The 26262-nt window shown below is 45.8% G+C and carries 23 protein-coding genes and 1 tRNA gene; 6 read left to right on the forward strand and 18 right to left on the reverse strand.

Annotated features, from left to right (window positions below):
* Positions 1-10: 10 nt before the first annotated feature.
* The 13 genes from gldG to ADIS_RS15610 form a co-directional block, all read right to left on the reverse strand.
* Entirely contained in the window at positions 11-1693 is a 1683-nt protein-coding gene (gldG, locus tag ADIS_RS15550) for a gliding motility-associated ABC transporter substrate-binding protein GldG (protein WP_010855576.1), read from the reverse strand.
* Positions 1690-2409, reverse strand: coding sequence for a gliding motility-associated ABC transporter permease subunit GldF (gene gldF / locus ADIS_RS15555; RefSeq protein ID WP_010855577.1), 720 nt, complete (start codon positions 2407-2409; stop codon positions 1690-1692). Before gldF ends, gldG begins: the two co-directional genes overlap by 4 nt.
* A gap of 113 nt (positions 2410-2522) precedes the next feature.
* Positions 2523-3437: a gliding motility-associated ABC transporter ATP-binding subunit GldA gene (gene gldA, locus ADIS_RS15560; protein WP_010855578.1), complete on the reverse strand. Its 915-nt coding sequence runs from the start codon at positions 3435-3437 to the stop codon at positions 2523-2525.
* Between the two features lie 138 nt (positions 3438-3575).
* The gene (locus tag ADIS_RS15565; RefSeq protein WP_010855580.1) at positions 3576-4775 is read right to left on the reverse strand and encodes a phosphoglycerate kinase; all 1200 of its coding nucleotides are present in this window, start codon (positions 4773-4775) and stop codon (positions 3576-3578) included.
* A gap of 35 nt (positions 4776-4810) precedes the next feature.
* Positions 4811-5773, reverse strand: a complete 963-nt coding sequence (locus ADIS_RS15570) for an L-threonylcarbamoyladenylate synthase (protein ID WP_010855581.1) — start codon at positions 5771-5773, stop codon at positions 4811-4813.
* A complete protein-coding gene (locus tag ADIS_RS15575) occupies positions 5773-6486 on the reverse strand; it encodes a tetratricopeptide repeat protein (protein ID WP_035806306.1) in 714 nt (237 codons plus the stop codon). The genes ADIS_RS15570 and ADIS_RS15575 overlap by 1 nt, the downstream gene beginning before the upstream one ends.
* A gap of 81 nt (positions 6487-6567) precedes the next feature.
* On the reverse strand, positions 6568-7119 hold the full coding sequence (locus ADIS_RS15580; protein ID WP_010855583.1) for an NUDIX hydrolase: 552 nt from the start codon (positions 7117-7119) through the stop codon (positions 6568-6570).
* A 6-nt stretch (positions 7120-7125) separates the two neighbouring features.
* Entirely contained in the window at positions 7126-7710 is a 585-nt protein-coding gene (locus ADIS_RS15585) for a hypothetical protein (RefSeq protein ID WP_010855584.1), read from the reverse strand.
* Positions 7707-9626, reverse strand: a complete 1920-nt coding sequence (locus ADIS_RS15590; RefSeq protein ID WP_035806396.1) for a RecQ family ATP-dependent DNA helicase — start codon at positions 9624-9626, stop codon at positions 7707-7709. The genes ADIS_RS15585 and ADIS_RS15590 overlap by 4 nt, the downstream gene beginning before the upstream one ends.
* A gap of 105 nt (positions 9627-9731) precedes the next feature.
* Entirely contained in the window at positions 9732-11666 is a 1935-nt protein-coding gene (locus tag ADIS_RS15595) for a ComEC/Rec2 family competence protein (RefSeq protein WP_051113332.1), read from the reverse strand.
* 148 nt (positions 11667-11814) lie between these two features.
* A complete protein-coding gene (locus tag ADIS_RS15600; RefSeq protein WP_010855587.1) occupies positions 11815-12363 on the reverse strand; it encodes a DUF3575 domain-containing protein in 549 nt (182 codons plus the stop codon).
* Positions 12364-12395: 32 nt separating this feature from the next.
* The gene (locus ADIS_RS15605; RefSeq protein WP_010855588.1) at positions 12396-12857 is read right to left on the reverse strand and encodes a GNAT family N-acetyltransferase; all 462 of its coding nucleotides are present in this window, start codon (positions 12855-12857) and stop codon (positions 12396-12398) included.
* Positions 12826-13821, reverse strand: coding sequence for a PhoH family protein (locus ADIS_RS15610; protein ID WP_010855589.1), 996 nt, complete (start codon positions 13819-13821; stop codon positions 12826-12828). The genes ADIS_RS15605 and ADIS_RS15610 overlap by 32 nt, the downstream gene beginning before the upstream one ends.
* 104 nt (positions 13822-13925) lie before the next feature.
* Here ADIS_RS15610 and ADIS_RS15615 point away from each other — a divergent pair, with 104 nt between their 5' ends.
* The 4 genes from ADIS_RS15615 (at position 13926) to ADIS_RS15625 (ending at position 15728) form a co-directional block, all read left to right on the forward strand.
* Complete coding sequence (locus ADIS_RS15615) at positions 13926-14696, forward strand: SAM hydrolase/SAM-dependent halogenase family protein (RefSeq protein WP_010855590.1); 771 nt, start codon at positions 13926-13928, stop codon at positions 14694-14696.
* A 141-nt stretch (positions 14697-14837) separates the two neighbouring features.
* Positions 14838-14921 (forward strand) — tRNA-Leu (locus ADIS_RS15620).
* A 157-nt stretch (positions 14922-15078) separates the two neighbouring features.
* Positions 15079-15303, forward strand: a complete 225-nt coding sequence (locus tag ADIS_RS23015) for a hypothetical protein (RefSeq protein WP_155907529.1) — start codon at positions 15079-15081, stop codon at positions 15301-15303.
* 5 nt (positions 15304-15308) lie between these two features.
* Positions 15309-15728 (forward strand): DUF2335 domain-containing protein, encoded by a 420-nt coding sequence (locus ADIS_RS15625; protein ID WP_010855592.1) that lies wholly within the window; start codon positions 15309-15311, stop codon positions 15726-15728.
* Positions 15729-15840: 112 nt separating this feature from the next.
* Here ADIS_RS15625 and ADIS_RS22415 read toward each other — a convergent pair whose 3' ends face one another.
* The 3 genes from ADIS_RS22415 to ADIS_RS15640 all read right to left on the reverse strand — a co-directional run bounded on the left by ADIS_RS22415 (position 15841) and on the right by ADIS_RS15640 (position 19330).
* On the reverse strand, positions 15841-16662 hold the full coding sequence (locus ADIS_RS22415) for a pentapeptide repeat-containing protein (protein WP_010855593.1): 822 nt from the start codon (positions 16660-16662) through the stop codon (positions 15841-15843).
* A gap of 77 nt (positions 16663-16739) precedes the next feature.
* Positions 16740-17537 (reverse strand): SLATT domain-containing protein, encoded by a 798-nt coding sequence (locus ADIS_RS15635; RefSeq protein WP_010855594.1) that lies wholly within the window; start codon positions 17535-17537, stop codon positions 16740-16742.
* A gap of 239 nt (positions 17538-17776) precedes the next feature.
* The gene (locus ADIS_RS15640; protein ID WP_155907531.1) at positions 17777-19330 is read right to left on the reverse strand and encodes a hypothetical protein; all 1554 of its coding nucleotides are present in this window, start codon (positions 19328-19330) and stop codon (positions 17777-17779) included.
* A 1001-nt stretch (positions 19331-20331) separates the two neighbouring features.
* Here ADIS_RS15640 and ADIS_RS15645 point away from each other — a divergent pair.
* Together ADIS_RS15645 and ADIS_RS15650 are read left to right on the forward strand one after the other, a co-directional pair.
* Positions 20332-22242 (forward strand): tetratricopeptide repeat-containing sensor histidine kinase, encoded by a 1911-nt coding sequence (locus ADIS_RS15645; RefSeq protein WP_155907533.1) that lies wholly within the window; start codon positions 20332-20334, stop codon positions 22240-22242.
* Positions 22243-22260: 18 nt separating this feature from the next.
* Complete coding sequence (locus ADIS_RS15650; protein ID WP_010855598.1) at positions 22261-23088, forward strand: response regulator; 828 nt, start codon at positions 22261-22263, stop codon at positions 23086-23088.
* 91 nt (positions 23089-23179) lie between these two features.
* On the opposite strand, the gene ADIS_RS15655 is transcribed toward ADIS_RS15650, so the two are convergent.
* Both ADIS_RS15655 and ADIS_RS15660 read right to left on the reverse strand, forming a co-directional pair.
* Entirely contained in the window at positions 23180-23578 is a 399-nt protein-coding gene (locus ADIS_RS15655; RefSeq protein WP_035806313.1) for a hypothetical protein, read from the reverse strand.
* Positions 23579-23723: 145 nt separating this feature from the next.
* The gene (locus tag ADIS_RS15660; protein ID WP_010855600.1) at positions 23724-26159 is read right to left on the reverse strand and encodes a tetratricopeptide repeat protein; all 2436 of its coding nucleotides are present in this window, start codon (positions 26157-26159) and stop codon (positions 23724-23726) included.
* Between the last annotated feature and the right edge of the window lie 103 nt (positions 26160-26262).

Consider the following 26262-nt stretch of genomic DNA (forward strand, 5'->3'; position numbering starts at 1 on the left):
GTACATGTCGTTAGGCGGATTCATACCTGCTCCTCCTCAGCAATTGCCTGACAAACCCGACGATCAGGATAAGAGCTACCGGTACGAGCAAATTAAGCAGTTGCCAAAAGGTTTGTTGACTTTTAACCTTGGCCCTGTTTAAGGGCCTAATCTGAAACTGCTTGGTACGGGAAGCGATTATCCCCTCAGGGTCGGACAAGTAATGCAGTGCATGCTGCAAAAATGCTTTATTTGCCAAGGAAGACTCTCCGATAGGATCCTCCCCTAGAGCAAGAGGATCACCGGAAACAGGATTCAGCATGCTTTTTACAAAACCGCCGTCACCTACCACCAGTACCTTGCCGGTATTGCCGGAATCCCGAAAGGCGGATTCATCAACTCCCTCGGGAAGAAAGCGATTCTTGAAATAGGACGTAAAGGAACCCTCCAGCAAATAGACCAATGGCAACCGCGAGAGTCCAAAGGACTCCACATCCGGCTCACGGGTCATGTCTTCAAATGCCACCCTTACCGGAGCCTGAAGTTTACGGCTATAGTCAGAGGAAAACACCAGGGGTATTTTCCGTACCCCATCCGCTTTTACGGTATCTAGGCTACTGACAAACCTAAATTGTACCTGATCCAACCCCTTGGTGATGGGGTGGTTGGCCATTCGACCGGCCATTACGTAAAATGGCCAGGGCAGAGGTACTATCTGGGCCTGATCACCAAATTCTCCGGCCACTACGGGATGGTAACCAAAATTGAGATCCTGCACCAAATCCCGGTTAATTCGAATGCCATACCGAAATAGCAAATCATCCAACCCAGTGTCAAAGGGCATAGCTACGGTTCCATCCCCTCCTGCATACTCCAGATCAACCGCCATTTGGTCTATAAAAAAGAGGAGGTTTCCACCATACATCAAGTATTGGTCTAGGAGAAATTTCTCCCGTTCGTCAAAGGGCTTCCTAGGGCCTGCTACGATCAAAGCCTCAAAGTCCAGCAAGTCTTCCACCTTACCGGCCTGCTCCAAGGGTACCTTATATACTTCAAAATCATCGTTCAGCGCCTCCACTAACCCGTACCCATCGTCGAGATCCATCTCGCCATGCCCCATAATCAAACCAACTGATCGCTGGTATTTGGCCACCAACCGTTTTATCGCCTGGCCCATTTCAAACTCCAGATTTTCAATGGAGTGATTTAGTATCTCTTCCGGAGACATGCCACGCTCCCCTTTCAGCAACAGGGCACCCACCTCGTATTCTTCATTTCGCACTACCACTCCCGGAAATATCAGCCGGGAAGTCTGCCCACCTTGCTGGGAGGCAAAAAGATTGGTAGGTGTGATACCATATTCGGCCAGTGTCAAGATATACTCCTGTTGTATATCAGCGGGTAAGTCTAGCGGATTCTGATAATAGAAACGGATAGGTACGTTACTGAACGCATCGAAGATGCGGAGGGCCTCTTCAATCGACTTCTGAAATCTCCGCATGCCACCGGGCAGGTCACCTGTCAGCAAAATCTCCACCTCCAACGCTTCGTCCAAATTGGCCAGAATGTCACGCGTGGCGCTGCTCACAGAAAAACGCCTCTCCTCCGTCAAATCCCACCGAAAGGACACCGTTTGGTTCAGGGCATAAACAAAAAGCCAAGTAGAGGCTATCATCAAGCCCGATCGGGCAAAAATCGGTATCTTCCGGATCATCTTTTCTCGACCACCCCCCAGGTCAGTGCCAAAAACGTGACAATTAGCCCAACAAAGTAATATAGATTATTGGAAACCACGACACCCCTGCTCATGCGCTCGTAATGATATGCAATGGATACCTCCTCCCAAAAAAGCTCCCAAGAACCTCCCCCAAAGGTAGCCAACGAGGAAAATCCCACATAGAGCAGAAAACTTACGAACACACCAACGACAAAGGCTACAATTTGGTTGTCGGTCAGGGAGGAACTGAACACGCCCACGGCTGCAAAGGAAGCACTTACCATCAGTAGGCCCAAATAGGAACCGAAAAATGCTGCTGAATCGATATTACCTGGCGGCTCGCCCAATTGGTACACACTATAGTAGTAAAGCAAGGTGGGGAGCAAAGCCAATACAACCAATACCAACGCAGCCAAGTACTTGGCCAGTACAATCTGAAACCCGCTAATTGGAGAAGTTACCAAGAGTTCCCAGGTGCCGGTCTTCTTTTCCTCCGCTATCAGTCTCATCGTGATGGCCGGAATGAGAAAAACCATCACCATGGGGGTGTAGGCGAACAACGACTCCAATTCGGCATAGCCGTATTCCAGCACACTGGTTCCGGGAAATACCCAAACGATCAATCCAAGGGATACCAAAAAAACGATCAACACGATGTATCCGCTCAAATTGTTAAAAAAGGTGTTTACTTCTTTCCAAATAAGGCTTTGCATCTACTTTTCTATATCTAGTTTCTTGGATACCTACGTGTATTGGTCTACTGTTTTTCAACTTGCTTCATTCCGTCCAAGAGCTTCGTCGTACCAACCTTCCGTCTCTAGGGTTCTTACCGGCTTTGGGTAAGTTGGTGGAAAATAGCCTCCAGGTTTTTGGACTGATGTTTCATTTCCACAAGGGATAAATTCTTCTCGGCCAGCAGTGTCATCACCTGTTTCCGTAGCACCGGAATAGGCTCGGATGACAATAGAAGAAATCGATTGGGCGCCAATTCGCGGATGGTTCGGACGGGAAACCGCTCAAACCAACCCAGCTCCAAAGGCTCTTCCGTTTCCAATATTAGCCCATCAGATTGCCCGGAAACCGTCAGGTTTTGTAGCAGGTCTTGGGCTACTACCTTACCTCGGTGGATGATGACCACTTTTTCACAGATCGCCTCCACTTCCTGCATGATATGGGTACTGATTATCAGCGTTTTTTGTTCACTGATCTCTCGGATTAGCCCTCTGATCTCTACCAGTTGATTGGGATCCAAACCAGTCGTCGGTTCATCTAAAATGATGATTTCGGGATCATGAATCAATGCCTTTGCCAGCCCTACGCGCTGCCTGTACCCCTTGGACAACTGACCAATACGCTTCGATTTCTCGGGCATCAATCCGCAGCGTTCCATGACGTGACGGATTCGCACTTCGATTTTTTTTTTATCAATTGCATATAGGCTACCGACAAAATGCAGAAACTCCGAAATATACATATCCGGATACAGCGGGTTATGTTCAGGAAGGTAGCCAAGCATACGGCTGACTACCTTGGGGTGCTTGCCAACGGAAACTCCCTTTATCAATACGTCTCCGGAGTCAGCGGCTAGATAGCCGGTAGCAATCTTCATGGTGGTAGATTTCCCCGCACCGTTAGGCCCCAAAAAACCTAGAATTTGGCCTGGTTTGGCCTGAAAGGTCACCTCATCCAATGCTTTTTGGGCTCCGTACGACTTGGATAGCTGATTGACTTCTATTGACATCTGTTGGGTTACGGACTAAGACGCTAAAATTAATGATATCATTTTAAAAAACAGGGAAAAATGCTGGTGTAAAAAAGAAAAAGACCCTGCCGACAACCAGGTCGGGCAAGGTCTTTTTCATCCAATTTATCGGGAAAATCAGGGCTCCAGTGCCTTAACACCCGGCAATTCCCTGCCTTCCATTAGCTCCAACAAGGCACCTCCGCCGGTAGACACGTAAGAAACCTTGTCGCCATACCCGAATATATTCACCGCGGCCGCGGAGTCTCCTCCACCTATTAACGAAAAAGCCCCGTTTTGTGTTGATTCCGCGATGGCTTCGGCAACCGCTTTGGTTCCTGCCTGAAAACTGCTCATTTCGAATACCCCCATAGGGCCATTCCAAAGAATAGTCTTGGAATTGCGAATGATCTCGGCGAAAGAAGCAGCAGTTTCCGGTCCAATGTCCAATCCCATCCACCCGTCGGGGATCTGTCCGCGTTGGGCCAAACCCTGCTCTGCATCGTTGGCAAAGGCTTTCGAAATCACCGTATCCGAAGGCAGCACTAAATTAACCCCTCTTGATTTGGCTTTCTCCAACAACTCAAGTGCCAAGTCCATCTTGTCCGCTTCCAAAAGCGAGTCACCAATTGTACCTCCCAATGCTCTCGCAAAGGTATAGGACATTCCTCCTCCAATAATCAGGTTATCCACCTTCTCCAGCAGCCGTTCAATAATCAATATTTTGTCCGATATCTTGGCACCGCCCATAATGGCTGTGAAAGGCCGCTCCGCGCTGCTCATTACCTTGTCGGCATTTTCTAGCTCAGCTTGCATAAGATACCCTGCTGCCTTGTCGTTAAAAAAACGGGCAATTACCGCTGTGGAAGCATGTGCTCTGTGGGCTGTACCAAACGCATCGTTTACATAGATATCCCCCAACTTGGAAAGCTTCTCTGCAAAAGCCTCGTCACCCTTTTCTTCTTCTTTGTAAAAGCGTAGGTTTTCCAACAGCAAAACCTCTCCGGGATTCAATGCAGTAGCCAAATTGCTTACCTCGGTGCCAATACAATCTGAAGCAACTTTTACGCTCACTCCAAGTGCCTTATTCAAATCAAGCACAATGTGTTTTAGCGAATACTTATCCTCAGGCCCACCCTTTGGTCTTCCCAGGTGGGACATCAAAATAGCGGAACCTCCGTCATTCAAAATCTTCTTTATCGTAGGCACGGCGGCCACGATACGGGTATCGTCCGTCACATTAAAATTGCCATCCAAAGGAACATTGAAATCAACGCGGATGAGCGCCTTTTTCCCTTTGAAATCCACATTATCTACAGTCTTGATTCGTTTATTCATAGGTAAAATCGATTAGTTGCTCAAAAATAAACAAATTACTTGGCAGCTGCCCGCCTAAGTCGGTCATTTATGGCTTTGCCTAGGTTTTTTTCCGGCAGCTCCTGCGCCAAAATTACGGAAACCCCGGCCTTATCCAAGAACCTCATCCCGGAAAAAAGATGGCGGGCAGCCTCTCCGAAATCACCCGAAGGACTGAGTATCACCTTTCTTTCCGGCGGTAAGTTTGGGTAATCTTTCGAAAAGGATAAAACGGCATAGTCCACACCCAACTGCTCATGGGCGGCAACCAACTCATCCAAATCTCCCAAGAGGACAGATGTTCCCGGAGCATAGTGGCTTTTGAGCATACCCGGAGATTTAGGGTTACTGCTGGACTGAGGCAGAATCAGTACTGGTCCGACCACCTGCTCAATCGCCGACACCGGAATCCCCCCCAATCGATATACGATCAACTGACCGTGCTCCAAACCCACAATGGTGCTTTCCAAACCCACTTCACAGTTGCCTCCATCCAATATGTAATCGATCTTGCTGCCTAATTGATCCTCCACGTGTGATGCCTGTGTCGGGCTGATGTATCCAAAGGGATTGGCACTGGGGGCTGCCAACGGGAAATCAAGCGCTTGGAGTAAGGCACTGGTAACCGGATGGGCAGGTACACGAACGGCCACTGTTTCCAATCCGCTCGTTACCAAATCGGGTATGATCGCCCGCTTGGGCAAAAGTAGCGTCAATGGCCCCGGCCAGAATACGTCGGCAAGCTTCTTAAGTTCATCCGGTATTTCGGCAGCATACGTCAATACTTGGCTGATATCAGCTACGTGCACGATCAAAGGATCAAAGCTAGGCCGGTTCTTTGTCTGAAAAATTTTAGTTACGGCCAGCGGATCCAGTGCATTTCCTGCCAGTCCATATACCGTTTCAGTAGGAACAGCAACCAGGTTGCCAGCCTGAAGTATCTCCGCCGCTCGTCGAATATCGCTTCCCAGTTCCGCCATTAGTCCACGCAAAATTCGTCTATCCATTCCTTTGCCTGGGTATAACCCAAACTTAGAGCTACCTTGAGGTCAGCACAGCCTCCTTCTTTCTCACCAAGGGCACTCATCTGCGTTACGCCTTTTAAATAAAAAGCAGCCGCATTTCGCTTATCCAGATTGATCGCTTCGGTAAGGGAAGAAATCGCACCGAGCGGATCGTTATTGCCCAGCTGTGCCTTTGCTTTATTAAAATACACAATGGACTGGTTGGGATTTACCGAAAGTGCCATGTCAAAATCAAAAAGTGCATCCTCGTACGCCTCCATTCCCAAAAGCGCAAGGCCTCGATTATAATATATATCGGTCTGACTGGGATCGAGACCATTGGCGGTATTGTAATCCAGCAAGGCACTTCGGAATTCCCTTTTTTCCAATTGCGCATTACCTCGATTGAAAAAGGGTTTATAGGACGTACTATCTATCGCAATGGCCCGGTTAAACGCTCCTATCGCTTGATCCCATTCTTTCTTTTCAAAATAGGCGACACCCAGCGCGTTCCACGCCCGCGCGAAAGATTCATCCGATTCCACTGCTCTTCCAAATAAGCTTACTGCTTTCTCCAGGTTTCCAGCCTCCATTGCTTCCACTCCGGCTTCAAAAAGCTTATCGGGTGACGGACTGCAAGACAAGGCCCATAGAAGGGGGATGGCGAACAGCCAGATTCGCGTGTACATAGTTTTTTTTGGCAAAGATAAGGAATCCCTCCGTGTATGCCACCGGAGATTGCAGAGATTGATAAGTATAAGGGGTACCATTCAGGAAAATATCTCCGATCGGCTGGTTTTTTCCAACATACGGAGAATGGAGACATTGCCATTGACCACTGCCTCGACCATATCAAAGCTGATCCAAGCCAATTCGGTGCTTTCATCACTCATCGTGAGCGACTCATCCATTTCTGCCTCTATCAAAAACCGCACATCATAGTGGTAATGTTCCTCAACCTCTCCCTTTGATGGGATCAAATGACGGTCGATATCAAAAATAGTCCTATCCACCAACCTCAAAGAAGTCAGGCCACTTTCCTCCCGTGCCTCATTGAGGCAAACTTCAAGCAGGTTGTCATTGCCGTCGGCATGGCCACCCAGCTGAAGCCACTTATTGAGTTTCTTGTGAAGGGTAAGCAAGGTATGGGTGCGGGTTTTATTTACGATCCATGAAGATGCCGTGAAGTGGCCAGCTGTTCGCTCACGATGGAAGGCCAGCGGATCCTCCACTAGGTCTAAAAATTCCGCTACAAATTGCTGTTCTTCTTCGAATACCGTTCTGTAATGTTCAAGCAAATATCGCAACTGGCTTCTATTCATGATGTCTTATCGGTTAAACAACCTCTCCACAAAATCGCGGAAAGGCAACGCTGGCAAGTACATTCGGTCTGAATATACCGTTACCAATACTTTCAGGTAACTGGGTTCATTGTCCACTTGGATCTTTTCGATGGCCACATTGCCAAATAGCTGATCGATGGGCTGATCCAGGGAACCACTGGAAAAAGGCGGTTTGTAATAGAGTTTTTCTGTAATACGGACACGATCGGTCAATTCCTCCAGCTTCCGATCCAAACTAACCCGATGATATCCCAAAGCTAGCAAACGATCGCCAAAAGCAAAGAACAAATGATTAAAATCCGAGGGAGACAGGGGGTCTTGAAAAGAAATGGCTAACCCATTGGCATACGGGCTATTTAAAATATGCACCTCAGGCTTTTTATTGACCCCTACCGTCTTAAGATGGTAATTATTATAAACCAATCCCATCAGCTCCTCCCCCCTATCAGACGCTATCCAAGCCCTCGTTTGGGAGACTTCTACCTCTGATTGCAGAAAGTTTTCTTTGTGCGAGATTTTCCTGCGCTTTTCGGGAAACAGCTTACCGAGCAAATCTTCGATATAGTTCATGAGCTAACCAACGTAATTTTTCCATCCGTGGACGTATGGATTAATTCTTCATCCTCCAGACTCCTGATAACCTCCGCCGCCTCCCTTGAATCCGCATAACCAGTTGCGGACAACAGATCTCTCAGAAAGAACCCATTTCCCCCTGCTAATGTTGCCAGTATTTTTTGGCGGATCTGCTGCACGCCGTTCCTTCCGCTTTGAGACTTCGACTGCTGAATACAAATATCACACACACCACATGACCCATCCGAGCTCTCCCCGAAATAATCCAGCAATACCCACCCCCGGCAGGTACGAGTGTTCTCAGCATAGGACGCCATGGCTTCTGCCTTGCTCATGGCAAGCTCCCTTCGCTGACTGATGCGTTTTTGGTCCAGGGGCAGCTTTCCTGCATCAAATCTGGGCGTCAAAAAGGTCACTTGAGGCTGATCCTTTCGAGGGTGATAGGCCACTACGTTCATGCCGTCCAGCTGTTGCAGCATTTTTGTCACCTGCGCTTCGGAAATCCCCAACACCTGCCCAAGCCTTGCCTCCTGAATTTTCACGTATCCGGAAAACAACTCCCCGCCATACATGCGAAGCAGAACCTTGATCAACGCATCCAACGGGGCATACCTGACTTGTACCTCATAAAGCTGGGATTGGGAAACCGGCACATGAAGGGTAGAAGGAGTCGCAAACCCCTCACTAAGCAGTAACAGGGACTCCTCCTGCATTACCTTTAACGCGTGGTAGGTTAACAGCGGATCCAGTTGATAGGTTTGGGTAAACGTGTGCAGGTCAAAATCATAACTTCCCATCTCACTACTGCCTACCGCAATTCGATATTGATTTGCCAAGCACTGATAAACCCTTCGGATAAACTCCAAGGGAGGATAAACCTGAGCCGCACGTGAACGCAACTGCTCCAGATCAAGCGGACTGTAGAAAAGAACCGCAAATGCCCGCAATCCATCCCTACCCGCTCTTCCAGCTTCCTGGTAGTAGCTTTCTATGTTTTCAGGCAAATCAAGATGGAGTACGACCCGTACATCCGGCTTATCGATACCCATTCCAAACGCATTGGTAGCTACCATCACCCGGACCTCGCCGCTTATCCAGTCGGCTTGCCTGGCCGTCCGGTCTTCTGCATTCAACCCCGCATGGTAATAGGTGGCAGAAACTCCCGTTCTGTTTAGCTGATCTGAGATCTGTTTGGTGCCTTTCCGGTTTCTGACATAGATGATGCCGGTTCCCTTTACCTTCCGAAGCACTTCCTGTGCTTTTTCAAACTTATTTTCGGCTTCACGTACCACAAGCGAGAGGTTTTCCCGCTTGGCGGATTGGGCAAAAACCGCACAATTTTTCAGCAAAAGTTTATCAACAATATCCTGCCGCACATCCAGGGTAGCCGTTGCCGTCAGCGCAATGCAGGGAACCTGCGGGTGGATCGACCTCAAAGCCCCGATTTCAAGGTAATGGGGGCGGAAATCGTACCCCCACTGGGAGATGCAGTGGGCTTCGTCAACGGCAATCAGCGAAACATTCATGCGCTCGAACCGAGCCAAAAATAGTTCGGTCTTTAACCGTTCCGGTGAGACGTACAAAAACTTGATATCCCCATAGACACAGTTGTCCAAGGCTCGATCAATCTCCCGGGGACGCATTCCCGAAAAAATCGCTACCGCTTTCACGCCTTTTTTTCGGAGGTTGTCCACCTGATCCTTCATAAGCGCAATCAACGGGCTTACCACCACGCATATGCCATCATGCATTAATGCAGGCACTTGGAAACACAGCGATTTCCCTCCGCCAGTTGGCAAAATGGCAAGCGTATCCCGACCCATGGCAGCAGAGAGGACAATGTCCTCTTGCATAGGTCGAAAGGCCGAAAACCCAAAGGTCTTCTTAAGAACATGTAGAGCGCGTTCTTTCAATTGGGTACTCAGTTTTTCGCAAAGACAAAACGGCAAATTTTAGCAGTCTTACCTCTGATCCCGAAATTTTTGGTTAAGATAGGTTACCGGGAGAGGCTTGTCAACTTAATCCGAATATTCCTCCGCTGGTGGTGATAAAAGAGGGCCACCTGGCAGGTACGTCTGATCACCCTTTAATCCAGCCTCCACCAATTTTCTCACGAGGCCACGCTTTGGGTCGAGGAAAAACCACTCGTTATTGGGAGACAAAAGATAGGTGCCGCCCCCAGAATTCATACCGAGAAGCGGATAGGAAGGGGGATATCCCCGCTGTATGCGGTTTGGCAATACTTTATAGCGGTATTCCTCCGGGCTCACACCCTGCTCGTAGGAATAAACAACCCCGCGAAAAAACCAATCAACGGCAACACCTCCGGAAAGACGATAGATGACCGGCTCCTCCCATTTGTAGGACTCGAACAGGATCCAAAAACGATAGCATACCAATATCGATAATGCTAGAAGGGCAAGTTGATACGCCAGCCTTCTGCGCTGGGCCAACCACCAAAACAGCAGAGCGATTAGCAACCAAACAATCACCATTTCAACCCAATCCATGTAAAGGTTGTCCAGGCGCGCCCGAGGGAGGAATTGTATAGAATACATCAGCTGGTTGAAGACAGTAATAAACCCTTCCAGTAATTTACCTAACCAAGATGCCAAAAAAGGTATGGGGGAAAAGAGTAAAAAGGGAATCCCTATCACCATGATGAAAAAGGCCGCAGGAATCGCCAACAAATTAGAAAACAGAAAATAAGTCGGGAAACTGTTGAAATAATGAAGGGTAAGTGGAAAAGTAGCCAACTGGGCAGCCACGCTTACGCTTGCGATTTGCCAAAAATAGTCGACCAGCTTGGAAGTGGGCGTCCACCAACTGACAATCACCGGTTGAAAAACCAAAATCCCCACTAAGGCCGCATAGGAAAGTTGAAAACCTACGGCATGTACCACAAAGGGATCATACAGCACTAAAAGCAACGCGGAAAGAGCCAACGGATTGAAAATGGATGGGCTGCGGGACTTCATCTGCGCCAACCCGATCAGTGTAAACATGGTGGCGGCACGAAGCACCGAAGGGGAAAGCCCCGTAATCACTGCGTATCCCCACACCAAGACAATCACAAGCGTCAAGAATAGGCTCCGACGAATTACCGGAAGACGTTGAGGCTTCCAAAAAAGAAAGAAAAAACCATACACAATCCCTACATGAAGGCCCGATACCGCCAGAATATGCATCGCACCCGCTGTAGCATAGGCCTCCTTCAACGTGGGTTCCATCGAATCCTTTTGACCGAGCAGCAAAGCATTGGCGATCTGATTGGCATGGGAGTCTATCAGGTACCTATCGATTCGAGCGGATAGTTCCTGCCTGACCAAGGCCACGCGCTGCCGCCACCCGAGTGGATGCTTTTGGTTCAAGTGAATTATTGAACCTCTCACAAAATGCCGGAAATATACCTGTTGCCTTTCCAAAAAAAGGCGATAATCGAACTCGCCAGGATTTATTGGGGGCTCTATCCGGCTCGGTTGACCCTCTATGTAAACCAGGTCGCCGGGCCGCAATTCCAGCTCCCCCATATGGTACAATAACACCGTACCCTTCGATGGCAGAAACTGACCTTCCCTGTTAATCATCAATACCTCTACCTTATTGGCCACACTCCTGGCCTTCGGTTCATCTACTCCGTGCACCGCGGCCAAATACCCTTCGATCGCTACCTGGTGAAGCAGGTGATCCGGGTCATTTTTACTATCGCGGAGACTGGCGAATCCAACCCCTGAGAGAATCAGAATACCGTAGGCCAGCATTGGCAAAGGAAGAGAAAAGAACCGGGTTTGAATCCGTAAATCGAGCAGCAGTAAAACAAGGTAGCAACCAAAAAGAAAACATGCAGCACCCAGCCATACACCTACGTAGAGATCCCGTGTGTAAGGATAAATCCATACACCAAAAACGAAAAACAAAACATACCGCAAAAAAGGAAACTGATTGAACGGCATAGGTTGGATATTTTTACTAAAATATCCTTTATACACCAAAAGATCAAGCACAAAGTGTTTAAAATATCACAAAAAAAACCGAAAAAACATCAAAAACCTACCACATCATCTGTAGAACGTTAGACAGAATAGTTAAACACCTTTTTAACTAAAACCTAAATCCAATGCTGAAACCGGCATTAAACTCTATGGCAGAGAACCGATCCGATACGGCATTGTTGAATCCGCGCGCAATATTAACGTAAGGGCCTAAAGCAAACTTATCATTGTGAACCCACTTATAGCCGCCCCCAAACCCGATGATAAAGCTGTTCAAATTGGTTTCAACCGCTTGATTATTGACCACTTCTGTAAAAGACCCGGCACGGTATTTTAGAAAAGGTGCCACGTACAGGCCGGAGGGCTCTGCATCGCTTACAAAATAGTAGTTGTAGCCCACCATAAAACTGGTAGCGTCGAAGTCCACACTGCTGCTTCCTGCAGACACATACCCAAAACGGTCAAAGAAGTGAATCTCCGCACTAATCGATTGGTTTCTGTCAATGAAACTCTCATAACCCAATTCCAGCGATCCAATAAGTATGGTGTTAAATATATTCAACTTCACCTCGTTTTGCGGAAGCTCCGCATACGACTGCGCATAGGTGGAAGCCGAAAACCCTAATGCAACCAACCACATCAACACATACTTTTTCATTTTTACTTAATTTATCGTGAAAAAAACAAAAATCAATTCATTGTATCTACAACGGGGGCCGAAAGTTTCATTTTGTAATGAAGAATCTCGCACTCTTCAAACATCTCCCCTTCTTTTTCGAACCCAAATTTCGAATAGAGCGGAATGGCCGTCAGCTGGGCGTGCATGTAACGCACTTTGCCATTGGCCGCAGGTGTTTGGTTTATATCATCCAATACCGCACTCACCAACGCCTTTCCTATCCCCTTCGACCGGTAGGGCTTTAGGATGGCGAATCGCTCAAGCTTCACCCCATTACCCGTAAAGCGCCAGCGAGCGGTACCTACAGGAAGATCTCCGTACCTGGCAAGAAAATGAACAGACTGATGTTCAAACTCATCGTACTCCTCCTCCGGGGCCACCTGCTGTTCAAACACAAAGACTTCCTCCCTTATCCGAAAGACCAATTCCAACTCTTCGGGACTAATGACTTTGCTTACTTCTATTATCTGCATTCGTCACTTCCTTTTGTTCGCTACTCTCGTGCTTCTCGTAGGCATCGATTATCGACTTGACAAGCCGATGACGTACCACATCCTTTCCTGTCAACTGTACAACCCCAATGCCTTTTACATCTTTCAATATCTTAAGGGATTCGGTAAGCCCGGACTTCTGTCTCCTAGGAAGGTCAATCTGCGACTGATCACCCGTGATAATCACCTTGGAATTAGGCCCCATCCGAGTTAGAAACATTTTGATCTGCTCGCTTGTCGTATTCTGCGCCTCATCCAACAAGATAAACGCATCGTGCAGTGTCCTCCCGCGCATGTAGGCGAGCGGTGCAATTTCGATGACCCGGGTTTCCTGGTAAAACTTCAGCTTCTCGGAGGGTACCATATCGCCTAGCGCATCGTATATGGGCCTCAGGTAGGGATCCAACTTTTCCTGCAGGTCCCCGGGCAAAAACCCCAGGTTTTCACCCGCCTCTACGGCTGGTCGTGTTATGATGATGCGCTTGACCTCTCTATTCTTTAAGGCACGAACCGCCAACGCCACCGCAATATATGTTTTTCCACTGCCGGCAGGTCCGAGGGCAAATACCAGATCATTCTTGAAGGAAGCCTCCACCAGCTTCTTCTGGTTGGCGGATTTGGGCTTGATGACCAGCCCTTTGTTGCCATACAATATGGTTTCGTTTTTACTCTGAAGCAGATCCACCGGGGAGCTTTCCAGCGAAAGGTAATCCATGACGTTTTCAGGAGTTACCTTCCCGAAGCGGTTAAAATGCTCCAGCAACAGGTTCAATATGTCATTGATGCGGAGGATTTCCGGTGCCTGTCCCTTTATACGTATCTCGTTTCCCCTCGAAATAATCTTGCTTTGGGGAAAAGCGGAGGCAATTTGCCGTATGTTCTCGTTGTCAGACCCTAAAAAATCCAACATGGATACATTTTCCAGTGTAATTACTTTTTCTACCAATCCTGAAATTTCTATTTAACGATCACTCTCTCTAAGAAGGATAAAATCCCTATTTTTGTTTTACGCTTTATACAAAAGTAATAATTTTTAAACGAAATGCGTCTATGGCCTTGATAACATTCACTTCCGACTTTGGCCTCGAGGACTATTACGTTCCCGCGGTCAAAGCGAAGATGCTTTCCATAAACCCACAATTGATCATCGTGGACATAACCCACCAGCTTACGCTATATGACGTAGCGCATGCCTCTTTTGTCCTTCGTGCGGTATACAATGATTTTCCGAAAGGTACCGTCCATTTGGTAGCATTGAACAGCACCAACGCACTAAAACATGGGTACATAGGCATCAAGTTGAACGAGCATGTGTTTATCGGCCCAAACAATGGGGTACTTAGTATGCTGGCAGATCATGACCCGGGGATTATCGTAAAATTTTCCGATGCACACCTGAAGGCAAGCACGTTCCCTACCAAAGACATTCTGGCTCCCATTGCGGCCAAAGTAGCGAGTGGGGCGGCAATTCACGATTTTGGGGGACCCCTGCAAAGCATCCGCAAGGTAATCTCCCGTCAGTTCAAGGCCAGCAAAAAAGAGATCATAGGCTACGTGCTTCGAGTGGATCATTACGGGAACCTGATCACCAACATACCTAAAGATCTTTTCGATAAGCTAAACCCAGGACGTTACCTGATAGAATTTGGCCGGGAAACCCTGGACAGCCTACAGCAAACCTACCATGATGTAGAACCGGGGGATTGCTTCGCCTTTTTCAATAGTTTGGGCCTGCTGGAGATAGGAATCAACCACGGTCACGGTGCCAATCTACTGGGCATGAAATACGACAGCCCAGTCCATATCCACTTCGATCAGTAACCGGTTGGTTAGCAATTCAATACCTCAAACGCGGCTGAAACGCCAAAAAAAATGAAGGTCGGTGACATCAATTTGTTGTGTAGAATGAAATCTTTAGCCATATTTGCATCCCGTTCAGCAAGGAACGCAGAAGATTGAAATGCCCAGGTGGCGGAATTGGTAGACGCGTTGGTCTCAAACACCAATGAGGTTACACTCGTGCCGGTTCGACTCCGGCCCTGGGTACTTAGACTCACAGAAATGTGGGTCTTTTTTTTACTCTAAAATGATAATTTATTGCTAAATTGATAAACAAATATTAAATTGACATTGATTGTTCAATGTTCAATATTGAACCGTTTGTTATTACTTGTCGTTTATTACAAGCAAAGACAAATTGGAAATGAGAATGAGAAGAAAATATTCGAAGTCCAGAAAATCATTTTTTTTAGGTGCAATGACTTCATTTAGTATTCTAGGAAGCCCCATTGAATTTAGAAACTCCAAAAACATTGAAGCTAGCTGGCATAATGTAGGGGTGTTTTATAAAAGAGCTTTGGATAATATTTCTGAAAGAGAAGGATTACCCAGAAGATTTTCAGGTGAAGGTGAATTAGAAACTTACTGATATTTATGACTCAGAAAAGAAATGACGAGGTCATAATTAAGCAGTTACAAAGCCAATTTCCAAAAATTGGAGGAAATGAGGCAAGAAAAATTGTTCAAATTGTTTCTAGGCAAATAAGTATTAAAAGAGGCCCTTACCCCTCTCCTGAGGACTATGACTATTACCATGAAATTGATCCAGACCTTACTTCTCAAATGAAGAAAATGGTCTTAAAGGAACAGGAACATCAGCATGAGTTAGACAAAATTTATTTGCAAAAAGATTTTTCTTTAAAGAGAACGGGACAAGTTCTTGCTTTTTTACTTTGTATTATAGCCTTAGTAGGGGGATTCTGGACGGTTTTACAAGGATTTGAGGTAGGCGGGACCATAATTGCAGCTTTGGGCTTAGGTGGAATTGTGGCACAGTTTCTTAAAAAATCATAAATATTCACCTCATTTGTTTGCACTTACTTGCTTTTATCTTTCCAAAATAAAACCATATTATTTATTAACATTATTTCATTTAAAAACCATCAGATTTTCCAGATTGCAAACATTAAACTAAATCACCAAATGCTACTTTTGCCAATTTTTGGACCACCTTTCCCTGGGTAATACCCAATTTATCCAAAATTCGGATGTTTTCTGATTTATAAAATCCTGAATGTAAGGTTTTGTCAGGTTTTAATGACCTATACAATAAGACTACAAAACCATACCTCCCCTTCAACCTGATTCTTCTTGGGCAATTTGAAACAAGACAGGAAGCATGGACTAGATTTGCCAGGGAAAGGTTGGCTTCGCGCAGGTCTGCCCCATTTAGGTTGGCATGGGAAAGGTTACAGTTTCTAAGGTTGGCTCCTGTCAGAATGGTGTTGGATAGATCGGCGTAACTTAGGTCGGCATTCTCCAAATCCGCTTGGGTCAGATCGGCGTGCGCTAGGTTGGCACCTTGAAAAATTGCATTCATTAATCTGCATTTGGGGAGCTTGGCATGTTGAAGGCTGGCGGATTGGAAACTGGCACCCTTCATGGCCGTCCAGCAAAGCAAGTCGTGGACAAACCTGACTCCATCCATCCGAACCCCTCGCAAATCGACATAGCCGAGACAAACATCCTTGAAAACAGCTCCGGTAAAATCCATAGCCGGTGCCGTTAGGCTTTGAATATAGTCCGACTTTCTTATGGGCTGATTCTCTCGGCCATTCTCACTAAGGAAAAAATCCAACTGAACCCGCTTCTTGTATTCATCCCATTCGATCAAGGCTTTCTCCCGTTCAATCGTTCGAATCGGTGATGCCGCCAATCTTAGGAAAGCTTGCAAATGCTCCCAATTTCCTTTGAAATCAGGTTGCTCGGATGTAAGGAATGTTTCCATCGCGGACTAGGACATTGATTATGTGATAAAGAAAAAACAGCTGCTTCCACGGATAGGCCTTGGTGACTCGAGTGGAATCAAACCTCACCACCGCCCAAATCGATCAGTACTTCCGCAAGTTTGCCAGCCTCAACATGGGCCACCGCCGTAAATTCCTGATTCGATCCCCGGGAGCTGGACTCCGCCAAGAGGGTGACCTGATGATAACCCGGCTTAACGTCCCGGAACAAATATCCCGGCCCCTTTACGTCTGCCATTCCCAGGTTATTGTCCAGCCTGATTTTCAGCTTGTCAAAAGGCCCGGTATTTACGAGGCTTACTTTGATATTGCCCGGACTGGAGGACTCCGACTTTTGGTGTACCGAACGCTGCAGCTCGGCCAGGTTACTTTGGAATTCGGACACCCACGCGTTGGTTTCCTGGTACTTGATATCGTTGATCTGAGAAATAAAATCCGCCAACATGCTCAACAACACTTTCCCTTCTTCCTCCGATATCTCGTCCAGGTTTTTCCCAAACGTCTCTATCTTCCATCGCATTTCAAACTCCACGATCTTCCGCTTCATCTCCAGGTGTGTCGTAATAAACCGGATCCACCCCGAGGAAAACCCAAAAAACTTATCCAATAACAACAGCGTTCCAGCGGCTGCAATGGATATATAGCCAAGGTTCACGATGTTTACGGGAAACTCGTTTTCCAACAGGAGCGAATGTATCATGGGAATAAGACCACCAAGAGCAAACAGCACAATAGAACCTAACCGGATGGACTTGGACAGGCGCTTCATCCAAACCTGATTGTCTACGTACCATTGGGCATCGTCAGTTGCCTTGGAAATAATCTCATGGTAGGTATTGCTGATCTGATTGTCCATAGGGGCTATCAAGAAAAAGGGGGGCGAAAACTAACCGGCTGTTTTATCCTCAGATCTGGGAAGCACCACGAAAACCAATCTTTCCCTTTATTACAGTCCCAAACCAAAACAGTAGGAAATCTAACGATTTACCAAATAATACCCAACTATTTACCTATCTTTTTTACTAAATGGACTGAAAAATACGTATCCAGCAGAAAAAGTGGGGAGGGTAACAGCCGGATGTGGTAGCTATCAACTTAGTTGGATTTCTCCCTATCTCCATCGTCCGGCCCATACAGCGCGAGGACGGAAGGATGCTGCGCATGCACCTGAAGGACTTTGGAACGAACTTCCTCAAACCGACCATAGTTTTTCAGGAAGGGAATGCACTCCTTGTGGATCGCGTCAAGGGAGGAATAGGTAACAGCCTTGACATAATAGTCTGCTATGGTTGCAGGGCTTAGGAGTTCGTCCGGTCTACACTTGCTGATCAGCCATTTTCCCATCTCAAAGTTTGCCTCGCCGAAAAGACCCTTATATGGGTCTGTGAGCCAATGCGTTCGTGGGTTTTTAACAATTTTCTTAAGAATTCGCAGGAAATTCTCAGGGCTGAGTTTAGACTTTAGGTGGTAGAAACACCGCATTCTAAATATATCAAAGAATATGGTCTTTTTATCCGGGTGAAACTCACTAAAATCTACCTGCAAATCATCCAAACGGATTCTTTCCCCCAATATTTCAAGGTAGGTCCCTACGTCCGACGTGCTATCCTCCAAGTGGCTGGTAAACAGTTCCCCTAACTGCTCTTTCGCATTTTCAACGCCCAAAAAAGCGAGCAGACCCAAAAAATCCACTTTTGCTTTCTTTAGGTTACCTCTTATGACATGTAATGCTACGACACGAAAAGGTACCTCATATCGGTCCAATTGAAGGTCAAAAGCATACCGTAAATAGCGATCGCTGGCTTCGTAATCCTGATAAAAAAAACGTAGGTTAAACAAACACCAATAAATCGAAAGGCGGATCTTTTTATAGGCCTCGAAATCAGGACCCTCAAGATCCCTTAGATCAAAAAATCCGGACCATGCTCCATTGGGCCTCGCCCATACTTCATTTAAGACCCTACATTCCAATCTATACTTTCCAGATTGTCCAGAGGTTCCAATAAGCACCAAAGTTTCGGAAGGATTCAAATCATTGCTTTTAATGTATCGGTCAATCCCCGAACGCTCATCCTGGTAGTCTTTTGACTGGTAGGTTAGGATTTTTATGTCTCCACCATGTTCTCTTTCCAATTTTCTAAGTAGATCGAATACCATTCGCCCCACAAAAGCATTTTGCTCGCTGGTATCGAACGGCAAAAAAATGATATTGACCCTATTACTGACAGGCGGATATTCGTCTTTTAAAAACTCATTAAAATTTGCATATCCCAAAAAAACCGAAATCATGTCCAGCATATTGACGCTTGCCCACTTAGTCATTTGATTTGCCTCTGGATTAATGGCTCGGGCATAACAATACCAAAAAATTTGTAACTGTTTAATGTGGTTTTTCCTTTCCTTTTGAATATAGCAATCTGAGGCTCTTCCGTCCTTGGATATCTTTAAATAAATCAAATCTACCAGATTCCCATTGGTATCTTGTGAAACTTTTGCGTTCAGCCCCCTATAAAACGGCAGGTAATCCGTGAGGTTTTGGGATCTTCCATCGCCTATCGCCTTCAAAATATCGCTGAGTTGACTTGTCAACCGGTTACCGATTTGAAGGATGGGATGGTACAGGCTTAGTCCCATTCTTATCCTCACCATGAGACGGGGGTGATTTTCTATATAGGAGACATATTTGGCAGCTTTTTTCCTGACAGTTCCCATCAAAGACCGTAAATTTCCCGAAGAGATATGAACACGCTGATTTTTTTTTTGAAAAATTGAAAATACCTTAAAAGGCCATGTAGTACCTGCGCCAGCAGCCTTAATACCTACCAAGACCTATTCAGTACCTGATAATACTCATTCTGAAACTAGTGGTACCCAATCCATTCAATATAAGACCTAATAGGGTATTTTTATACCTATTAGGTCTTATATTGACTTATATAGATGTTTTAAAGCCTTTTATTTAACAAAAATGCTTTTTATATTCCCATAGGGAATTGAGGACGCTCATGTGTGCATCACTGGATGGTCCAAGGGTGCACCCCGACGTGCCGGTGTTAAGGAAGGAACAAAACGCCTTTCGCCTACCTTACACCGCACGTTTTTAGAGAGGCAGAAAACCTATTCATTATGAAAAAGGCACTGTCAATTGTGTTATTCCTACTCGCGACTGTGGTCACGGGCTGCGGGAACCTGCTTGGGACAGATGATCTTGAACCAAGACAAGATCATGAAATTCCGACTCTCAACCCCGCAAATCGAGAATCGACCAACATTTATGGTGACAAGCCAGATCGTGACTAGTTAGGAAATTAGGCCAGTCAGGTACGGGATTTCTCATCCCGTTTGCGGGTGCCCTACCATTGTGGGGCACCTATTATTTATTTTTATCAACGCTGTCACTGGATTGTAATTCGCCTCACGCAGTTAAAAGCATGTGATATTATCAATTTTCAAAAGAAATAAAAAAACTTCTTCGTGAATGACTGACTACCGTTCGCCAACAGCGGAAAATGATTCGTGAATCCTCTTTTTCTTCCAAGGACTTTACCCATATTTTTGATGGTTTGTAGCAATACACCCCTATTTTTATTTTAAAATACAAATAAAAATACATTATTTACCTTATATTTAACGGATTGAACTTTATAAACGTGACACCTACTAACTTTCAGCTTTCACTTTTACAGCTGCTGATGGCCAGCTCACTTGCCTTTTTTTGGATGAGATCTGAATCCATCCATGGGCAGCATGCACAATCCTTGGATAGCTTGACAGCCCGAGTTAATAGGTATTTTGATCAGAATGAATATTCTGAGGCGATCTCGGTGCTTGAAGAGGCTTTGCCGAATGCCCGGGACTCGTCCGAACTACGAAAGATCTTGGCTGATCTGGGGTATGCTCACTTTCATTCCGGACAGTTTGATCAAAGCATTACCTTTTACACACAAGCTGCCGAAGTGGCCATTCAGACAGGAGATACACTACGGGCTGCCAGGTTTATTCGCAGCAAGGGCTTGAGCTTTCAGCGGCTGGGGCTTTATTCCATTGCACTGGAAAACTATCTACAGGCCACTCAATTGGTACGCAACAACGGAAATTCCTTGGGGTTTAAAGCTGAAATCCATAACTCCCTGGGGCTGCTCTACCAACAACTTAATGATCCAAAAGCAGGTCTTTCTGAGTTGAAAAAAGCAGAAGAAATCAACATAACGCTGGGTGATACGCTAAATCTGGCAAGAGTATGGACCAACATGGCCATCTGCTACGACGATTTGTTGAGCTACGATTCGGCGTTGCATTTTAATCAGCTTGCTTTGACTCTGAAAAAAATCGAAAATGACCCGAAAGAACTTGCAAGCACTTTTAACAACATCGCCGTTAACCTACTTAACCTCAAAAGAGTAGATGAAAGTGAGCCCTATCTCATAGATTCCTACCGGCTACATCGGCAAATCAATGACCCGGAGGGAATTGCTGTAAGCCTGAAAAATAAAGCAGATTTTGCCCTAAGAAAAGGGGATCTGAATCTAAGTAGTGCCTATCTGGATTCTGCATTGATACTACTGGAATCGATAAAAAGCCAGGACTATCTGATCGAAGCACTGGAACTCCAGATCAGGTTATTCGAGCGTATTCGCAATTATGAACGGGCACTGAGTGCCTATAAGCGTTATGACAGTCTTAAGGCCTCTCTTTTTCTTGAAGAAAAATTCAACGTGCAGGAAATCGGAAACCTCTACCTACTAAGAGAAAAGGAGTTCGAAAACGAACAAGTAAAGACCAGGGCATCACTCTTGGAAATCAAAAATGCCCAGTTTGAGAAAACCATCTTGCTGCTGGGCATCATCGTCCTTTTGACGGTTACGTTCGGAATTTCCACCAGCCGAAACCTGCGGACCCAAAAAAGTCTTTCCAATCATATTCAAAAACAAAACGAAATAATAAAAGCTCAAAAAAACGACCTGCGTCATCGCTTAAGTAATTCATTATCAAGAAGTCAGGGAATAATAAACTCCATCGCCCGAAAAATCGATGATCCCGAGATAAAAGATCGACTGCAATGTGCCGCCCAAGTTCTTTTTACCACCTCGGCTTTTGAAAGACATTTGATTGGCATCGAAGATGAAAAAGAGGTTGCCTTAGGAGATTTCTTGGAAAGCTTGATTGAATTACAACAACAGGCTATCCAATTGGAAAATCGCAACATTCTAATCAACTTCCACTGCGACAGCAAAATCTACCTTCCTGTAAATCAGGTAATCAGCACGTCTATAATCATTAATGAATGGATTACCAACAGCTTGAAATACGCCTTTCCGGAAAAAACTACCGGACAAATAACGGTAAAAATCGGTATGACCTCCAAAGGAATAAAACTGGAGTACATGGACAATGGAAAAGGTAGACAAGCCACCTCTCCGGTGGGAACAGGATCTCAGTTGAATGACCTTTTTATCCGAGACCTAAGAGCCTCACATAGTATGAAGAGTGATCATGGTATACAGCATCAATTGAGCTTCCCGATCAGAAAATCCCCGACCACTTTTTCCAATGAACCCTGACGATAAACGGTAAAATCTATGAAAATTCTAATCGTGGAAGATGACCTCATTACCGGGGAAGACCTATCAGAGGCAATCAGAGAGAGATTCAAATTCACCTCGCTTGAAATTATAGGCCCGGTAGACAACTATATGCATGCTGTAGAGCTTATCAACGAACATTCTCCAGACATTGCCATTCTTGACGTGGCTTTGGATGATGATATGGATGCTGGTATCCGACTTTCCCAATACCTAAATCAGTCTCATCCGATACCCACCATTTTTTTGTCTGGCCTCCCAAAAAAATTGGGGTTTGACCTTGCAAAGCATAGTTTGCCCCTAGACTTTATTCCCAAACCGGTTGAAATGGAGCGGTTAATGGAAAAAATAGAACTGGCTTCCATCTACAATTTTCAGCGAAATAAGGTAGAGAACATGCCTAACTTAAAAAATTCGATCCAGAACAAAAGTATTTTTATTACCACCAACCACGGAGAAATCACCGCGATACCCATCAAAAACCTAGTTCTATTGGAAGCAGACGACAAACTGATGCGTGCCTACACCGCAGACCAAGCGGCACCCATACACTTTACGTCACCCGGGCTGCGCAATTTTTACCACAGCCATCTTTACCTCTTGAAAGATTTTTATCACCTTGGAAGAAAATATGTTTTCAGTCTCGACCATGTCATCCAGATCAAAGATAATCATGTGATACTACCTCGAAAAGTAAGTAATGCAAACGAAGACCCCTACTTTCGGCTTCCCATCCCCAAAAACGGTGACGCCAAACGACTGCTTTTTGCTAGGCTGGGCTACAAGTTACGTGGGGGTCTGGGAATCGGCGACGGAGATAACTAATCCATGCTGATTTGCTTCTCACTATGATCAACACACGTAAGGACAAAGTGTATCGCACTCTTCAATCGCCATGATTACCCATCATCCAAGCTCATAAGTCCATCGAAAACCGAACATCCACATTCCCTTCTTTGTGGTTTTTGTAAGAATATTTAAATCCAAATCGGGTACTGGTGAGGGTTTCTATCGGTAGCTCGATGGTCCCATTGAGAATGATCACCGTCTCGTTGACATTCAAGGCCCAGGTACCGCTCTGAGGAAATCCCGTTAGCCCCTCCGTTGTGAAACTAAAACTCTTGTTTGCTTCAAATTTTACGGAGAACTGCGACACATTGGCCGACTGATTATTAAATGTGACCGAGGTCAATTTCCAATTCTTTACGATTAGCTCCGTCTTGGTTGGCGCGGGAGCAGGTGGCGCAGGGGCGGGATTAGGGTAGAGCGTGGATACCTGTACCCAGACCGGACGCCGTTTTCCTGTAATGGTCATGGCATCTTGAAGAACGCTACACCCGATGCACCGGAGAATCCATCTTTCAAACAAACCCTAAAACAAAGTTAACGTTTAGCCGAGATATTACGACTAAAGTGGAAATTGACCGGACAAAAAACCTATAAAAAAAGCAACCCTGTTTTTAGTCTCTAACAATTATTTTCACATCAAAATATCCAGCATTGTTACTGTAATCTGCATCATTAATCGCTATATCAATAAGGCCACCCTGATTAAAGCGATGCACGTTATTTGTACCAAAATTGACCCAAGGAGATCCCGGGATACGCATAATAAAGGCCCCATGAGGCAACTTGGGATCTATACTGAAATTTTGGTATCCGCTGATTCCGTTGGCAGTGACATTGTCCAAAAGGAATCCAAGTTTGATACGACCTCTAGCAAAGGCTTCTACTTCTTTACCCCCCACAATCCTAATAGCCTCGCGCACACCACTGCTAATGGTACCACCATACACCCTTTCTCCATCCTTTTCATAAATCAATTCCACTTTATTAAATTGAGGTTGAACCTGCGAACGGCTCTCAAGATATGAGCCAAATAAGCCGGAAAAAATACCTCCCATTACGTCTGTACCGGTACTAACAACCCTATCCTCGTCGGGTAGATAATAATAGGTTGGAGAAAAATCTGCATATTTCCAAAAATTGGCAATATCTTCACCTGCCCTAGGACTCGCCCGCTGCTCAGATGGTCGAAGGGCTTCTGCCTCTGCCCTCCAAAAGCGAGATTTCACTTGGCTCATTTCTGTATAGACGCCTTCTTCGTATATCCCCGCAAGTGCAAACATAGCCGAAACGTTTCCGTTTATTCCGGCCAAATTAATCCAATAAAAAGCACTTTTCTGGTCCGTCACTAATCCTAGCTCGTTCCCTTTTTCAAACATTAAACCTAAGCTCAACATTCCCTGGGAATTCCCCGCTTCGGCAGCATTTGTGTACCATTTCAATGCCTCCTTAGGATCCTTTTTTACACCCTGGTTTCCGTTTAGAAAAACATCTCCTAAAAAGACCATGGCTCCGGAATTACCACGATTGGCTGCCTGCTTGGCAAAAGCAACTGCCTTCGTTGGATCCGGTGGAAGATCCATTCCATTGGAATATAGTTGGGACAATATTCCGAGTGCTGTCGCATCACCCGCGTCTGCTGCACGTTGATACCAGGCAAGTGCTTGTTTGACATCCTTCCGACCCCCCCTGCCCTCCACATGCATTAGACCCAAAATCAGTGCTGATTTGGGAAGGCCTTTTGCGAAGGATTGTTCAGCCAGTTTGCGGGCTACCTCTGTGCTCCCCGAAGTCAGAGCGATCAGCCCTGATTCGTATTGCGCCGGTAAATACCCCATAAATGAGGCTCGTTGCAAATAGTTGATGGAAATTTTCCTTTCACTTGGGTTTGGGGAAGTATTTGACAGAATTTGGTAGATGAGAAACATAGACTCAGGATCTCCTCCTTCAGCTTGCCGGGTCAACCTATCTCTTACTGAAAACATTAACTCCCTACCGCTTCCTTTGTCTATATTAAATCCTCCCTTTCCAAAAAACTTAAAATATCCGAGCCAACCTATTGCCTTAGCATCCCCTTGTTGGGCCAGTCCTTCAAGGGTCCGCCTTCCCACCACAGGCTCCATCTGCCCTAGACCATATTCATAACCCACTGCTTTCATAGTTGGATTATCATTATAATTTGCCGCACTAGATTGGTTCTCGGCAAAAAGATCCTCCACCGGCAGGAACAAGATAGATTCTGCTAGACGAAAGGTGTCTTTGTAATACTCGTTCACCAAAGACAGCTTGACTTTTACTTGAGCCTGAGTACTACTGGACAAAAAAACGGACCTTAGTAGAACCCTCGCTCCTTCATTTTGCTCGGGACTAGGTAGCTTCAAGTAACTCGTATAATCTGGCGAACGCTCCTTAAAGCTATTTTCATCAGGAATGATCTCCATCAAAGGCTCAATCAAATCCCTATTCAAATCCTGGGAAGTTCCAAGTCCAAACTGGAGAATAGAGTAGGAATTATGTGCTATTTTTGTGGTTGCAAAGGCCGCGTTTTTCACCAGTGGACTCCTAATGGTTACAGGAGGATTATGATTTACCAGCGACCGGTATGATGCAGATAATGGATCCGTTGATTGACTCATTTCTAGGCTCCCTGTATCGAAAACCAATGAAGACTTAACCTGATAAATTCGTTCTGCCCTCAACACATCCACCCCGGTTTTCGGGTTTTTCGAGGCCCGAAGCGAAATCGAGATCAAGTTGGTATTGGCAACACCTCTGATTTGAGAAACCTCCATAATCCGGATGCCCCTGGAGTTACTATAGCCAAATACAGAGGTAATATTTTCGGATTTCTTCCCCAAATTGTAAATCAATATTCCTTTATAACCTCCACCAGCCGGAATTTCTTCCAAGTAAAGGTGCACATTCGAACTCAGGCCCAACCCAGTTACCTTTAACCGTCCCGACCATAGACCATCGAATCCGTACGAATTGAAAGTTGTTGAGAGCAAGATTATCATTAGCAATCCAACTCGTTTTAGGCGGTTTTCCATTTGTCTATTTTTTTTAGCCAAGTTTTGCGAACAATCACAAGTCAGGTTAGTCCGTCCCGATTTCGGAAATTCTCCCCATGATTGATGACCTTACTGCGTCTAC

Source organism: Lunatimonas lonarensis, from assembly GCF_000390185.1.
In the GTDB taxonomy this organism is placed as follows: Bacteria; Bacteroidota; Bacteroidia; order Cytophagales; family Cyclobacteriaceae; genus Lunatimonas; species Lunatimonas lonarensis.